The sequence below is a fragment of the Streptomyces sp. NBC_00448 genome, assembly GCF_036014115.1.
Taxonomy (GTDB): Bacteria; Actinomycetota; Actinomycetes; order Streptomycetales; family Streptomycetaceae; genus Actinacidiphila.
This window is the reverse complement of sequence record NZ_CP107913.1, coordinates 8,409,482-8,424,356: the sequence shown is the minus strand read 5'-3', so window position 1 is coordinate 8,424,356 and position 14,875 is coordinate 8,409,482. Positions and strand designations below refer to the sequence as shown.

The window sequence follows — 14,875 nt, the reverse complement described above, 5'->3', positions numbered from 1 at the left end:
CGCGGTCGGGCCGGTCAGTTGAGCCGGTCGCGCCAGTCGGTCGGCACGCGTTCGGCCGGGCCGGGCACCGGCTGGTCGGCCGGGTGGCTCTGCGGCGCGGCGAGTCGGGGGCCGTCCTCGACGTACTGCTCCTTGGCGTAGTTCCAGAACCACTCCTCGCCCGGCTCGAAGCTGCGGATCACCTGGTGGCCGGTGGCGGCCGCGTGGGCGCCGGCGTGCTGCGCGGGTGAGGAGTCGCAGCAGCCGATGTGGCCGCAGGCCGCGCAGCGGCGCAGGTGGAACCACCAACCGCCGCCGGCGTCGCACTCCGCGCAGCCGGTACCGCTGGGCGGCACCGAGGGGTCGATGGTCCCGGAGGTCCCGGGCGTGCCCTGGTCGTCGGACGGGGTCATACGGCTTCCTCCTCGCTGTCCTGACCGGTCTCGGATGTGGTCAGCGGCAGGCAGACCCGGAAGCGGGTGTCGCCCGGCTCGGACTCGACCGTCAGGTCGCCGTGGTGCTTGTTGACCACGATCCGCCAGGAGATGTCGAGGCCGAGGCCGGTGCCCTGGCCGACCGGTTTGGTGGTGAAGAACGGCTCGAAGATCCGCTGCCGGATCTCCGGCGGAATCCCCGGACCGGTGTCGCGGAACTCCACTACCAGGTTGCCGTGCTCCCGCCAGGTCCGCACGGTGAGCGTGCCCTCGCCGTCCATCGCGGCGACCGCGTTGTCGACGAGGTTCGTCCACACCTGGTTCAGCTCGCCCGGGTAGGCGGGGATGGGCGGCAGGGCGGGGTCGAACTCCTTGACCACCCGCACCTTGGCGCCGATCTTCCCGGCGAGCATCTGCAGGGTGCTGTCGAGGAGTTCGTGCACGTCGACCACCTGGTAGGGGGCGCGGTCGAGCTGGGAGTACTGCCGGGCGGCGTCGACCAGGCCGGAGATGCGGGTGGTGGAGTCCTCGATCTCGTTCATCAGCAGCTCGGTCTCGACGGTGTAGTTCAGCCACCGCACCGCGCTCTCCAGCACCGCGCCGTCGACGGCCGCGGCGACCTGGTCCAGCCACTCCTCGTCGAGCCCGGCCTGTACGAAGGCCGGCGCCAGGTCCCAGCCGCCCGCGATGTCGTGCGCGTCCATCCAGTCCGCGATCGCGTCCTCCCGGTCGGAGGCGTCCATCGGGCTGAGCTGCTCGGCTTTCGCGACCCGCTCGGCGGCCCGCTCCTGGACGCTGACGAGGGTGTCCAGGTCGGCTTGCCGGTAGGGGCCGCCGGCGAGGATCTTCAGCTTGTGCCGCATCCCGGCCACCCGTTCGCGCAGCGAGGCGGTGGCCCGCAGCGCCGCGGCGGCCGGGTTGTTCAACTCGTGGGTCAGACCGGCCGACAGGGAGCCCAGCGCGAGCAGCCGCTCCCGCTGGCTGACCACCTGCTGGAACGACTTGTTGCCGAAGAACAGGCCCTCCAGCAGGTGCACGGCCATCGGGAACCACTCGGTGACGATCCGCGAGAAGTCGTCGGCCGCCAGCACGAAGAAGCGCGAAGGCGCGGTCACCCGCATGGAGTTGGTGTACCGCTGGGGCACCCGGTCGCCCAGGTACGCCTGGAAGGCGCCGGAGTACACGCCGCGCTGCGAGGTCCTGGTCACCTCCACGTCGTCGTCGCCGACCCGCCGGGACGTCACCAGGGCGCCGTCCAGCAGCACGTAGAAGCAGGTCGCCGGGTCGCCCTCGGCGAAGACCGGGCCCGGCTCGATCGTCTCCACCCGGCCGATCCGGCACAGCTCGGCGAGCTGCTCGGGCGCGAGCTTCTCGAACAGGAAGAGCGTGCGCAGCTCGGCCGGGTCGCAGGGGTCCAGCGGGCACTGCGGGGGCTGCGGGGAGCTCTTCGGCGGGTTCTGCGGCGAGTTCTGCGCCGGGTTCTCGGTCACAGCCCCTCCAGGTAGCGGTGTACGAGCATGACGGCCATCGCGCCCTCACCGACCGCGGACGCCACCCGCTTCGCGGACTCGGCCCGTACGTCGCCGGCCGCGAAGACGCCCGGCACGCTGGTCTCCAGGTGGTACGGCAGCCGGTCCGGCTGCCAGCCGGGCGGCCGGCGGCCGTCCTCGGTGACGAGGTCGGGGCCGGTCAACACGAAGCCGTGCCGGTCGCGGTGGACGGTGCCGTCCAGCCAGTCGGTGCGCGGCGCGGCGCCGATGAAGACGAACATCCGCTGCGCGTCGACCAGTTCGGTGCCGCCGGTGTCCGCGTCGCGCAGCGCCAGCCCCTCCAGGTGGCCCTCGCCGTGCACGGCGGTGACCGAAGTCCGGGTGCGTACCCGGATGGTGGGGATGTCGGCGATCTGCTGGATCAGGTAGTGCGACATGGACGCTTCCAGGGACGCGCCGCGCACCAGCAGCGTCACCGACTTGGCGTGCCGGGACAGGTAGACCGCGGCCTGGCCGGCGGAGTTGGCGCCGCCGACGATGTACACGTCCTGGCCCTCGCAGCCGGCCGCCTCGGTCAGCGCGGAGCCGTAGTACACGCCGCGGCCGGTGAGTTCGGCCAGGCCCGGCACGTCGAGCTGCCGGTAGGCGACGCCGGTGGTGAGGATCACGCTCTGCGCGGCGATCGCCGAGCCGTCGGAGAACCGAACGGTGCGGGCCGGGCCGCTGGTCTCAAGTGCGTTGACCTCGCAGGCGGTCAGCAGCTCCGCGCCGAAGCGGGTGGCCTGACGGCGGGCGCGGTCGGTGAGTTGGGCGCCGGAGATCCCGTCGGGGAACCCGAGGTAGTTCTCGATCCGCGCGCTCTGCCCGGCCTGCCCGCCGGTCGCGGTCCGCTCCACCAGGACCGTGCGCAGCCCCTCGGAGGCGCCGTAGACCGCGGCGCCGAGCCCGGCCGGGCCGCCGCCGATCACCACCAGGTCGTAGAACTCCTCGGCCGGTGAGGTGGACAGGCCGACCTGCGCGGCCAGGTCCTGGTCGGACGGCTCCAGCAGCGCCTCGCCGCCCGGCGCGATCACCAGGGGCAGCCGCAGCCCGTCCTGCCCGGCGGCCTCCAGCAGCCGCCGGCCCTCGGCCTGGTCGGACTGATACCAGCGGTAGGGCACCTGGTTGCGGGCCAGGAACTCCCGCACGTCGGAGGAGCGCGCCGACCAGCGGTGCCCGACCACCTTCGTCTCGGGCACCGGGCGGTGGTCGGAGCACAGCCAGCTCTCCAGCAGGTCGTCGACCACCGGGTAGAGCTTCTCCTCCGGCGGGTCCCACGGCTTGAGCAGGTAGTGGTCGAGGTCCACCACGTTGATCGCGTCGATCGCGGCGCCGGTGTCCGCGTAGGCGGTGAGCAGCACCCGGCGGGCGCCGGGGTAGACGTCCATCGCCTGTTCGAGGAACTCGATACCGGTCATGTTCGGCATCCGGTAGTCGGCCAGGATCACCGCGACCAGGTCGCCGCGCAGCTTCATCTGCCGCAGCGCGTCCAGCCCGTCCTGCCCGGACTCCGCCCGCACCACGCGGTACCGCTCGCCGTAGCGGCGCCGCAGGTCGCGTGCGACCGCCCGGGACACCCCGGGATCGTCGTCAACGGTGAGGAGCGCGGCGCGGCGCGTGCCGGCGTCCGGCTCAGTCATGGGCATCCCGTCCCCGTGTTGTCGTCCATGTGTTCGGCCGTCTCTGCCGTTCAGCGTAGTGGCACCGCCGGTCCGGCGCGCGAGGGAAATCGGCGGGCGGACCGGGGACGACCGTGGGCGAGCGGCAGGCGGTACGGCGGAGTGCGGGGGTACGGGGCGGTACCGCGCGGTACGGCGCGGCGCGGGCGGATGCGCCGGTGGTGGGGCGGGCCGCCGTAGGCTGGCGGTATGCAGTCCTACACGATCGGGCAGGCGGCCCGGCTGCTGGGCGTCAGCCCGGACACCGCGCGCCGCTGGGCCGACGCGGGCCGGGTCACCACGCACCGCGACGACGCCGGCCGCCGGCTCATCGACGGCCGCGACCTCGCCGCGTTCTCCGTCGAACTGGCCCAGAACCCCGACACGGAGTCGGACACCTCGCACACGTCGGTCCGGAACGCCTTCCCGGGCATCGTCACGGCCGTCAAGATCGGCGACGTGGCGGCGCAGGTGGAGATCCAGGCGGGCCCGCACCGACTGGTCTCCCTGGTCACGCGCGAGGCGGTGGAGGAGCTGGGCCTGGAGGTCGGCGCGGAGGCGGTGGCCCGGGTGAAGTCGACAAACGTCCATATCGATCGCCCGTAAGGGCCAGGAACCGCAGGTCAGGCCCCGGGACAGGACGGGGTGCCGCCACAGGTGAGGCCCCGGGGTCGCGGGCGGGATGCCGCCCCGGCTCAGGCCACCGCGCGGTCCGGCACCGCCCGGATCAGCACCAGCGACCCGTCCAGATACGGGCGGCGGCGCAGCTCCCCGTGCTTCGCGTCCCACGCGCCCGATCCGATCGCCGTGCGCAGCGCGCCGGTGTACTCCTCGCACACCTCCGGCGGCACGAAGCTCCACGCCGAGCACGCCTGCCGGGCGCCGGGGTCGAGCAGGCGCTCCGGGCGGGCGTAGTACGCCTCGTTGAACCCGTCGGTGCAGTCGGCCGGGATCGGCACCGAGGTCACCGTGCAACTCCCGCCCAGCGCGGCCGTGATGGCCTCGACCGCCGGGTAGCGGCGCGCCTCGGTGTCGAGCACCAGCGGCGCGTACTCGTAGAGCCAGAAGTCCCGTACCAGCGCGGGGTCGCAGGTCACGACGACGACCGAGCCGCGCGCCACCCGCCGCATCTCGCGCAGCCCGGCGACGGTGTCGCTCCACTGGTGCACGCTGAACGTGGTCATCGCGGCGTCGAACCGGTCGTCGGCGAAGGGCAGTTGCTCCGCGGTGCCGGCCACCGCGGGCGACAGGTGGGCGGGCCGCTGGGCACGCATCGCCGCCGACGGCTCCACCGCGACCACCTCGGCACCGGCCGGCTCGTACGACCCCGCGCCGGCACCGACGTTGACCACGGTGCGGGCACCGCCCAACGCGTCCGCCACCACGCGCGCGATCCGCGGGTCGGGCTGCCGGTACGCGCTGTAGCCGCCGCCGATCACCCCGTAGTCCGCGTCTCCCGCGCTTCCGTCCGTCACGTCTTCCCGCACGTCTCCCATGCCTCCGAACCTACCCGCCCGCACCGCCAGGGTGGCCGAGCCCCCTCCGGGCGGGGCGGGCGCGCGGGGTTGGCCGGTTCTCCCCCGTCGCACCGGGCTCCGGGCGGCTCTCACGCCCCGCCGCGGCGCCGCACCGTCGGCTTCGGGACAGATTCCGCTCAGCGCCCGAGGCGCCCTTCCCTCCGCACGGAGCGTGAACTAACGTGACGTTTGGGTTAGTTGCCCCAAGCATCTAGTGGTATGGGCAACTACCCCGCGCGCCACAGCAGTTGCACCCCGCATCAGACATCTCACCCTCACCCCCGGAGGAGAGAGCCCGCCATGGCCGCAGCAGGACCGCACCCCGCCGCCCGTACCAGCCCGCCCACGACCACGCACCCGAGCCCCTCGACGACCCTGGACGCCGGGAGCGGCGCATGCCCCGTCACCGGCGCCGGACCGTACACCGCGCTCCCCGACCCCTTCGACGCCCCGGCGCCGCACGGGGCCTGCCCCTTCGACCCGCCGCCCGCCTACCAGCAGGCCCGGCGCGAGCGCCCGGTCGCCCGTACCACGCTGTGGGACGGCTCGTCCTGCTGGATGATCACCCGCCACGAGGACGTCCGCCGCACGCTGCGCGACGACCGCTTCAGCGCCGAGGCGCACCGTCCCGGCTTCCCGTTCCAGAACCCCGGCCGCAGGGCGCTCGCCACCGGCCGACCGACCTTCATCCGGATGGACGACCCCGACCACGCGCGGCTGCGCCGGATGCTCACCGCGGACTTCATGATCCGCAAGGTCGAGTCGTTACGGCCGCAGGTCCAGGAACTGGCCGACGAGTTGCTGGACTCGATGACCAAGGGCCGCCACGAGGCCGACTTCGTCTCCGACTTCGCGCTGCCGCTGCCGTCGGTGGTGATCTGCCTGCTGCTCGGCGTGCCGTACTCCGAGCACGCCTTCTTCCAGCGGTGCAGCAGCACCATGCTCCGCGCCGATGCCACCGAGGCCGAGGTGACCACCGCGCAGGACGAACTGCTCGGCTACCTCGCCGAGTTGACCCGCACCAAGCGGCACTCCCCGGACGACGGCATCCTCAGCCGGCTCGCCGAGCAGGGCGAGCTGTCCGACGACGAGATCGCCCGGATGGGGCGGCTGCTGCTGGTCGCCGGTCACGAGACGACCGCGAACATGACCTCGCTGTCCACCCTCGCGATGCTGCGCAACCCGCGCGAACTGGAGCGGATGCGCGCCGCCGGACCCGACGAAGTCAAGTCGGCCGTCGAGGAGTTGCTGCGCTACCTGACCGTCATCCAGGGCGGGGTGACCCGGGTCGCCACCGAGGACGTCGCCATCGGGGACACCGTGATACGCGCCGGCGAGGGCGTGTTGTGCATGATCAGCGCCGCCAACCGTGACGAGGACGTCTTCGCCGACGCCGACCGGCTCGACCTGGCCCGCCCGGGCAGCCGCCGCCACATCGCCTTCGGGTTCGGCGTGCACCAGTGCCTCGGCCAGCCGCTGGCGCGGCTCGAACTCCAGGTCGCGCTGCCCACCGTGCTGCGCCGGCTGCCCGACCTGCGGCTGGCGATCCCCTTCGAGGACGTCCGCTTCCGCCACGACATGCTCGTCTACGGCGTGCACTCCCTCCCCGTGGCCTGGTGACCGCGCCCCCGATCCCCCAGCCACCGCCCCGCCCCACGGGAAGGACCCCGCCCATGCGCATCCACGTCGACCAGGACAAGTGCTGCGGTTCCGGCATGTGCGTGCTGGCCGCGCCCGAGGTGTTCGACCAGCGCGACGCCGACGGCATCGTCGAACTGCTCGACCCCAAGCCCCCGCAGACGATGTGGCCCGACATCCGCGACGCCGCCGCCGGCTGCCCCTCCTGGGCCATCGAGGTCGACGAGAGCTGAGATTCCTCCCACGGGAACCCGCGGGAGAGCGCTCTTCTGGTAGGACGAACGGCCAGGAGAGCGCTCTCCCATGCCGGCTCCCCCGCGACACCGCCGCCTCGCCGTAGAAATTCTCGTGGGCGCGCTCCCACGCCCCCGCCCCGCTGCCAGCGGGTTCGCCCCGCCGGCGACCGTCCGATCGATGCGCCGCTGGTCCGGACCATTGACACCCGCTTCCTGGATCTGCCTTCATGGCTGGCGGTACGGCAAGCGCCCCCACGCGCGAGACCGGCAGCCGGCGAACGGTCGGCCGCCGCCCGGCCGCACCGTTCGATACGGACTCAAGCCCTCCTTCCGCTGCGCGGGGCGGGTGCGGCGCCCGCGCCATGGGAGCGCTCTCACCACCCTCGCGGAGCCGAACCCCCACCCGAAAGGATCGGCTCATGACGCGACCAACAGGCCGGATACGGGCCGCCGCGGTGATCGCGGCCGTCTGTGCGGCGCTGTTCGTACCCGCCGCCGGCGCCCACGCGACGGGCACGGCCGCCCCGGCGGACACCACCAACTGCCAGCCGCAGGGCTCGGTGAGCCTGGCCGGCGGCGAGTACACGTTGCAGAACAACGAGTGGAACTCCTCCGCGCCCCAGTGCGTGACCGCCACCACCGGCACCGCCTGGTCGGTGAGCACCGCGAACTTCGACCTCTCCGGCGGCGCGCCGGCCACGTATCCGTCGATCTACAAGGGCTGCCACTGGGGTGCGTGCACCACCGGCAGCAACCTGCCGATCCAGGTGAGCAAGCTGGCGAGCGCGACCTCGTCCTGGTCGACGATCCAGCCCGCGACGGGCGCGTACGACGTGGCGTACGACCTGTGGACCAACTCCGCGGCCACCACCGGCGGCCAGCCGGACGACAGCGAGATCATGATCTGGCTCAACAGCCGTGGCGGGGTCTCCCCGTTCGGCAGCAAGACCGCCACCGCGACCGTCGGCGGCCTGAACTGGGACGTGTACACCGGCCGCCAGACGTCATGGAACATCGTGTCGTACGTGCTCGAGGGCGGCGGAACGTCGGTCGACGGCCTGGACGTCAAGGCGCTGATCGACGACTCGGTGAGCCGGGGCACGACCGGCGCCGACTCCTATCTCATCGACGCGGAGGCCGGGTTCGAGATCTGGCAGGGCGGTCAGGGCCTGGGGACGAACTCGTTCTCGTTCGACGCGACGCAGGGCACCGGCACCGGGACCGGCGGCGGTACGACCGGGGCGATCCAGGGGTACGGCGGCAAGTGTGTGGACGTCGCGGGGGCGAATCCCGCCGACGGCACGGCAGTTCAGCTCTACGACTGCAACGGCACCGCCGCGCAGCAGTGGACGGTGGGCGCCGACTCCACGCTGCGGGCGCTCGGCAAGTGCCTCGACGTCAAGGCGGCGGGCACCGCGAACGGCACTCCGGTGCAGCTCTACGACTGCAACGGCACCGGTTCGCAGGTGTGGCGAGCGGGAACCGGCGGCACCCTGGTCAACCCGCAGTCGGGCCGCTGCCTCGACGCCACCGGCCCGAGTTCCGCCAACGGCACGCCCCTCCAGATCTGGGACTGCGGGGGCGCCGCCAACCAGCAGTGGACGCTGCCGAGTTGACCGGGCGCGGTTGAACGGGCCAGGGCGCGGCTACTCCGTCGCGCCGCGCTCTGGCCCACCGTCCACCGGCCGGGCCGCCACCATGGCCAGCAGCGCCTTCTTGTCCGGCTTGCCGCTGGGCGCGACCGGGACGGCGGCGAGCACGGTGAGCGTGGCGGGGACGGCGCCGTCGCCGAGTACGGCCCGTACGGTGGCGCGCAGTTCCGCGGGGTCGGGGACCCGGTCGGTTGAGGCCGGCACGACGAAGGCGTGGGCCGCCTCGCCGGTCGACTCGTCGGGGGCGGCGACGACGTAGGACTGGTCGACGTCCGGGTGGGTGGTCAGGGCGGACTCGATGGCGGCGGTGTAGTGGAGGATCGCGTTGACGAAGACGACGTCGCGGGCGCGGCCGGCCAGCCGCAGGAAGCCGTCGTCGCCCAGGGTGCCGAGGTCGCGGGTCCTGATCCAGCCGTCGTGGACGACCTCGCGGGTCTGCTCCTGGTCGTTCCAGTAGCCGGACATGGCCCCGCCGGCCTGGACCCAGACCTCGCCGGCGGCTCCGGTGGGCACGGGCTGCCCGGCGGGGTCGCGGACGGATATGCCGACGCCGGGCATCGGGCGGCCGACGGAGTCCCGTACCCGGTCGCCGTACCGGTCCTGGTCGGCGGGGGTGAGCAGCGCGAGCATGCCGGTCTCGGTCTGGCCGTAGCCCTGGTAGACGACCGGGCCCAGCCGGTCGGCCGCCTCGGCGAGGCGGTGCGGGGGCAGCGGCGAACCGGCGACGAGCAGGGCGCGCATGCTGCTGGTGTCGACGTCCTCGGTGCGCAGCGTGTCGAGCACCTGGTACAGGCGCGGGACCGTGCACAGGCACGCGGTGACGCGGTGGCGCTGCCAGGTGTGCGGGAAGGAGACCGGGGGTTCGGGGATGATCGCGGTGCCGCCGCTGAGCAGGCACAGCGCGAGGTGTTCGAGCATCACCGCGCTGGTGAGAGTGCCGAAGACGAGGAACCTGCGGTAGCCGTCGGCGAGTTGGCGGGTGGTGGCGCTCCAGCGCGTCGGCTGCCAGGACCAGTGGTCGCCGAGCGCGCGGTAGGTCTGGGCGCAGCCCTTGGGGTTGCCGGTGCTGCCGCTGGTGAGGGCGATCAGGGCGATGTCGTCGGGGCGGCCGCGCGCGGTCAGTCCGGCGCGGGGCGCCGTGTCGCCGGTCGCGGCGCTGCGGGGGCCGTCGCCGGTCTCAGCGTTGCGGGGGCCGATGCCGCGGTCGCCGCCGCTGCCGCCGAGCAGGTCGCGTTCGACGTCCAGCACGGCGCTGCCCGCCGCCTTGGCCGCGTCGGTGAGCGCGTCGGTGCGGGTGGTGTCGTCGGTGAGGACGGTGTCGACGTCCTGGGCCAGCACGTGGCGGAGTTGAGCGGGCGTCAGGCCGGGCCGCAGTCCGACGACGCGGCAGCCGAGCAGGTGGGCGGCGATCTGGGCGGCGAATCCGGCGGGGGTCACATCGGTGGTGAGGGCGACCGCGCGGCCGGGTCCGAGGCCGGCGGCGGCGAGCCCGGCGGCGCAGTCGCGGACCAGGTCGAGGACCCGGCCGCGGCTGACCGGCCGGGCCCGGAACTCGAAGGCGGCGGTGTCCGGGTCGCGGGCGAACGCGTCGATCAGGGGTTGCGGAAACACCGATTCGGCCGGATTGCTCATCTTTCCCTCCGATCCACGCGATCGGCCGCGGGCGCGTTTCGACCGCGGCAAACCGCCTCGGGCGGCGTCCGGACATAGCGGAGGCGCGGGCCGGCAAGCGCTCCGAGTCGAGGGCGAAGTTATCCGGCCGAGGCCATTTCCAATCACCGAAAGATATGTGACATGGATCACATTACGCACCCTGGATGGCTCCTTGAACCCTCAACTAGGGTGTTGCATCTCCATCGGGGGAACGATCGGGAGGGCATATGTCGGGAGAAGAGCGGATCGACTACCTGGTGGTAGGCGCCGGACCCGCTGGAATCCAGGCCGGGTATTTCCTGGAACGCGCCGGCCGCGACTATCTGGTGGTGGAGGAGGGAGCGGCACCGGGGACGTTCTTCACGAGATTTCCCCGGCATCGCACGCTGATCTCGATCAACAAGGTGCACACCGGCTGGGACGACCCGGAGTTGCGGCTGCGCACCGACTGGAACTCGCTGCTGTCCGACGAGCGCGGCCCGCTCTTCACCGCGGTCACCCCCCGTTATTTCCCCTCCGCCGACGACATGGTCGGCTACCTCGCGGACTTCGCCGCCACCCACCGGCTGCGCATCCGGTACAACACCCGCATCGCCCACATCAGCCGTCCCGCGCACCTGCACGGGGACTTCCTGGCCCAGGCCGCCGACGGCACCACGCTGCGGGCGAAGCGCCTGATCGTGGCCACCGGCGTGACCCGCCCGCACATCCCGCCGATCGACGGCGTGGAGCTCGCCGAGCCGTACGGCGAGGTGTCGGTCGACCCGGCCGAATTCACCGGCAAGCGGGTGCTGATCATCGGCCGCGGGAATTCCGCCTTCGAGACCGCGGACAATCTCGTGGAGACCGCGTCGGTGATTCACATGGTGGGCCCCGGATCGCTGCGGCTGGCCTGGCAGACACATTTCGTCGGCCATCTCAGGGCGGTGAACAACAACTTCCTCGACACTTATCAGCTCAAGTCGCAGAACGCCCTGCTGGACGGCGAGGTCGTCTCGATCAGGCGATCGGACGAGGACGGCGGCTATCGGGTCGCGGTGAAATTCGTCCGGGTCGCGGAAGTGGTCAAGGAGATATCCTACGACCGGGTGATCCTGGCCACCGGATTCAGATTCGACGCGTCCTTGTTCGCCGAGGAGTGCCGTCCCGAGCTGACGATCAAGGACCGGTTCCCGGCGCAGACCGACGCGTGGGAGTCTCCCAACGTGCCCGACCTGTATTTCGCCGGCACGATCACCCAGGTCCGCGACTTCAAGAAGTCCACCAGCGGCTTCATCCACGGCTTCCGCTACGGCGTGCGCGCCCTGCACCGCATCCTGGCCCGGCGCTACCACGGCGAGGCATGGCCGCACACGGAGCTGCCGGCCACCCCGGAGGCGGTCGCGGACGCCGTGCTGACCCGGGTCAACCGCACCTCGGCGCTGTGGCAGCTGTTCGGCTTCCTCGGTGACGCGATCCTCGTCGGCGCCGGATCGGTCGGCCACTACGAGGAGGTGCCGGTCGACCACCTCCACCGTTCGCTCGCCGACGGCGAGTTCGGCCCGGTCGACCGCTACCTGACGGTCACCCTCGAATACGGCGCCGACCACGACAAGGTGAACCCGTTCGACATCTCGGTGAACCGGCTCTCGCAGCAGGACACCGGCGGCCTCGACAGCCGCTACCTGCATCCGGTGGTCCGGCTGTGGCAGGACGGGAAGGTGCTGGCCGACCACCACATCACGGAGAACCTGGAGAACGAGTGGGACAGCGAGGAGGTACACCGCACCCCCCTCGTCCGCTTCCTCGCCACGCACCTCTTCCCGGCCGGGCGGCCCGCACCGGACCCCGCTTCGCCGGCGGCCACCCCGGAACCGTCGTGACCGCCCTGTCCACCGGAGCCCTCGACCCGCCCAGCGGTGCCCCCGCCCTGCCGTTCGACGTCCTCGACGAGCTGCGCGACCAGGCCCGGGCCCGACTCGACCCCGTGCACTGGGACTTCTACGAGGGCGGCGCCGGCCGGGAGACCGCCGTGGCCGAGAACGTCAGGGCTTTCGGCCGTCTCGCCCTGCTGCCCCGGATACTGCGCGGCGCCGGCCCGCCGGACACCGCGGTCGAGCTGCCCGGGGCCCGCGCGGCGGCACCCGTCCTGGTCGCGCCGACCGCCTTCCACCGCCTCGCCCACCCCGACGGTGAGCGGGCCACGGCCCGTGCCGCGGCGGCGGCCGGCACCGTACTGATCACCTCGATGGCGGCGACCACCGCCGTCGCCGACGTCGTGGCGGCCGCCCGGGAGGTGCGCGCGGACGCGGCCGTGTGGTTCCAGCTCTACCTCCAGCCGCGGGCCGACGTCACCGACGCGCTGGTGCGGCGGGCCGAGGACGCGGGCTGCACCGCGCTGGTGGTGACCGCGGACTCCCCCGTCTTCGGCCGCCGCGCCCGCGACGACCGCAACGGCTTCCACGACCTGCCGCCCGGCTACGCGGCGGAGAACATGCGCGGCCTGCCCGGCGGCCCCCCGGACGCGCCGCTCGACATCGCGATGAGCCCCGCGCTGTCCTGGGACGACCTGCGCAGGCTGCGGGAGCGCACCGAACTGCCCGTGCTGGTCAAGGGAGTTCTGTACCCGGACGACGCCCGCCACGCGATCGGCGACGGCGCGGACGGGCTGATCGTCTCCAACCACGGCGGCCGGCAGCTCGACGCCGCGCCCGCCACCATCGAGGCGCTGCCCCGGATCGCCGAGGCCGTCGCCGGCCGCGTCCCGCTGCTGCTCGACGGCGGGATACGGTCCGGGGCCGACGTGGTGGCCGCGCTGGCGCTCGGCGCCACGGCGGTCGGCATCGGCCGGCCCGTGCTGTGGGGGCTGGCCGCCGAGGGCGAGCCCGGGGTGGCGCGGGTGCTGGCGGAGCTGGCCGAGCAGACCGCGCACGTGCTGACGCTGTGCGGCGCCCGGGACTGCGCCGACCTCAACCGCGACCAGGTGGTCGTCCGCGGCGGGCAGGGGGTGGCGGGCGCATGACGCCGAATGCCGCCCGGAGTCTGTCCCGGGGCGCAGCCGTGGCCGCGGTCGCGCTGTCCAGTCCGTACTGGCTGCCGAAGGCCCTGGTCGCCCTGCGGGTCAAGGTGTTCGCGAAGGTCAACGGGCCCGAGGGGGTGATCGTCCCGAACGAGGTGGTCGGCCCGGAGCGGTTCGCCGAGTTGTACGCGCACCCCGCCGCGAGCGGCCGCAGCAAGGGCGCGGGGCTGTCGGACCTGTTCTGGTACTGGCTGTCGCCGGGGCCCGAGGTGCACCAGGAGCACCTGGAGCCGGGGCCGCGCTACGACGCGGTGGCGCGGACCACCAGCTCGATCCTCGCCGGGACCAGCGCCGAGTTGTCCGCCGCCGCGGGCCGGTGCGCGGCACGCGTGCTGGACGAGCGGATACCCGGCCGGGCGGCGGGCCGGGCAGCCGGTCAGACGTCCGGCCAGGCGTCCGGCCGGGCCGCGCTGGTGCGGCTGCGCGACCTGATGATGCCGATCTGGGCGGAGTTCTTCCACGAGTTGGTGTTCCGCGAGCCGTGCCCGCCGGACGTGCGGCGGCTGATCGTGGACAACGCCGAAGACGTGGTCAACTCGCTGAAGAACACCCGGCTGCGGCACATGGACCGGCGGGCCCGGCTGACCCGCTACCTGCTGCGCCGGCTGGCCGCGAACGAGGTGCCGCACGACCTGCCCGCGGAGCTGGCCACCCCGCGCGACCGCGCCCACTACCTCCAGGGCACCTTCTTCAACACCGCCGTGGTGCAGATGTCGGAGGCGATGGCACACCTGCTGCTGGTGCTCGCCCAGCACCAGGACGTCCAGCGCCGGCTTGTCGAACACCCCGACGACGACCACGACTTGGGCAACGTCATGAACGAGACGCTGCGCATGTACCCGCTGTTCGGCATCGCGCACCGGATCACCGGCGCCGACATCGACCTCGGCCCGGGCGCCGCCTACCCGGCCGGCACAGTGCTGTGCTTCGACTACGCCGCCTACCACTCCACCGGTTACCCGGACCCGGAGGTCTTCGACCCGGGCCGCTGGGACCGGCTGTCGGCGAAGGACGCGCACCACATCCCGTTCGGGGTCGCGGCGAACCGGCCGTGCCCGGCGTGGCGGCTGTCGCCGCTGGTGATGCGGGCCGTCACCCGCGAGGTGCTGAGCCGTTTCACCCTGCACTCGTCGGTGTCCCACACCCGCTCCATCCCGCACCGCGCGCCCTGCCTGCTGGTCGCCCGCGACCGGCCGCTGCCCCGCTACCGGATCGGCGCCGTGCTGGCCGCACTGAGGGTCCGGGACCGCTGGGAGGACCTGGGGCGCAGCGTGCTCCAGGCGGTGTTCGGCACCTGGATGGTGGTGGACGCGCGGCGGCTGCGCCTCACGGAGACGTGGTTCGCCGCGCACGACACGCAGGGCCGCCCGCTGCCGTCCGCCGCGTCGACAGACACCGCTCCACCGGCCACCGCGCCGCCGCCCGATGCCCCGCCGACCGATGCCCCGCCGACCTGCCCGTACCACCGCGACTGAGCCGCACGCCTTTCCCTCACGCCGAACCCGCCGAAGGGCTGCTCCC

At 73.1% G+C, this 14,875-nt stretch carries 12 protein-coding genes; 7 read left to right on the top strand and 5 right to left on the bottom strand.

The genetic code is table 11. From position 1 onward, the window contains the following. Positions 1 to 14: 14 nt before the first annotated feature. The 3 genes from OG370_RS36365 to OG370_RS36355 all read right to left on the bottom strand — a co-directional run bounded on the left by OG370_RS36365 (position 15) and on the right by OG370_RS36355 (position 3,582). Complete coding sequence (locus OG370_RS36365) at positions 15 to 392, bottom strand: UBP-type zinc finger domain-containing protein (RefSeq protein ID WP_328471911.1); 378 nt, start codon at positions 390 to 392, stop codon at positions 15 to 17. Continuing rightward, a complete protein-coding gene (locus OG370_RS36360) occupies positions 389 to 1,831 on the bottom strand; it encodes an ATP-binding protein (protein WP_328474753.1) in 1,443 nt (480 codons plus the stop codon). The genes OG370_RS36365 and OG370_RS36360 overlap by 4 nt, the downstream gene beginning before the upstream one ends. A gap of 68 nt (positions 1,832 to 1,899) precedes the next feature. Beyond that, complete coding sequence (locus tag OG370_RS36355) at positions 1,900 to 3,582, bottom strand: FAD-dependent oxidoreductase (RefSeq protein ID WP_328471909.1); 1,683 nt, start codon at positions 3,580 to 3,582, stop codon at positions 1,900 to 1,902. 228 nt (positions 3,583 to 3,810) lie between these two features. On the opposite strand from OG370_RS36355, the gene OG370_RS36350 reads away from it, so the two are divergent. Next, positions 3,811 to 4,206, top strand: a complete 396-nt coding sequence (locus OG370_RS36350) for a TOBE domain-containing protein (protein ID WP_328471907.1) — start codon at positions 3,811 to 3,813, stop codon at positions 4,204 to 4,206. An 89-nt stretch (positions 4,207 to 4,295) separates the two neighbouring features. Here the strand turns inward: OG370_RS36350 and OG370_RS36345 are convergent, their stop codons facing one another. Beyond that, positions 4,296 to 5,096 (bottom strand): class I SAM-dependent methyltransferase, encoded by an 801-nt coding sequence (locus OG370_RS36345; protein WP_328471905.1) that lies wholly within the window; start codon positions 5,094 to 5,096, stop codon positions 4,296 to 4,298. A gap of 321 nt (positions 5,097 to 5,417) precedes the next feature. Here OG370_RS36345 and OG370_RS36340 point away from each other — a divergent pair, with 321 nt between their 5' ends. The 3 genes from OG370_RS36340 to OG370_RS36330 all read left to right on the top strand — a co-directional run bounded on the left by OG370_RS36340 (position 5,418) and on the right by OG370_RS36330 (position 8,607). Further along, a complete protein-coding gene (locus OG370_RS36340; RefSeq protein ID WP_328471903.1) occupies positions 5,418 to 6,737 on the top strand; it encodes a cytochrome P450 in 1,320 nt (439 codons plus the stop codon). 53 nt (positions 6,738 to 6,790) lie between these two features. After that, the gene (locus tag OG370_RS36335; RefSeq protein WP_328471901.1) at positions 6,791 to 6,988 is read left to right on the top strand and encodes a ferredoxin; all 198 of its coding nucleotides are present in this window, start codon (positions 6,791 to 6,793) and stop codon (positions 6,986 to 6,988) included. 422 nt (positions 6,989 to 7,410) lie between these two features. Then, entirely contained in the window at positions 7,411 to 8,607 is a 1,197-nt protein-coding gene (locus OG370_RS36330; protein ID WP_328471900.1) for an RICIN domain-containing protein, read from the top strand. 30 nt (positions 8,608 to 8,637) lie between these two features. Here the strand turns inward: OG370_RS36330 and OG370_RS36325 are convergent, their stop codons facing one another. After that, the gene (locus OG370_RS36325) at positions 8,638 to 10,275 is read right to left on the bottom strand and encodes a class I adenylate-forming enzyme family protein (protein ID WP_328471898.1); all 1,638 of its coding nucleotides are present in this window, start codon (positions 10,273 to 10,275) and stop codon (positions 8,638 to 8,640) included. Between the two features lie 248 nt (positions 10,276 to 10,523). On the opposite strand from OG370_RS36325, the gene OG370_RS36320 reads away from it, so the two are divergent. Genes OG370_RS36320 through OG370_RS36310 form a run of 3 tightly spaced genes read left to right on the top strand, consistent with a single transcriptional unit; the run spans position 10,524 to position 14,829 of the window. After that, a complete protein-coding gene (locus OG370_RS36320; RefSeq protein ID WP_328471896.1) occupies positions 10,524 to 12,158 on the top strand; it encodes an NAD(P)-binding domain-containing protein in 1,635 nt (544 codons plus the stop codon). Positions 12,159 to 12,163: 5 nt separating this feature from the next. Continuing rightward, positions 12,164 to 13,297 (top strand): alpha-hydroxy acid oxidase, encoded by a 1,134-nt coding sequence (locus tag OG370_RS36315; protein WP_443060920.1) that lies wholly within the window; start codon positions 12,164 to 12,166, stop codon positions 13,295 to 13,297. Beyond that, positions 13,294 to 14,829, top strand: a complete 1,536-nt coding sequence (locus OG370_RS36310) for a cytochrome P450 (protein WP_328471894.1) — start codon at positions 13,294 to 13,296, stop codon at positions 14,827 to 14,829. Before OG370_RS36315 ends, OG370_RS36310 begins: the two co-directional genes overlap by 4 nt. Positions 14,830 to 14,875 lie beyond the last annotated feature (46 nt).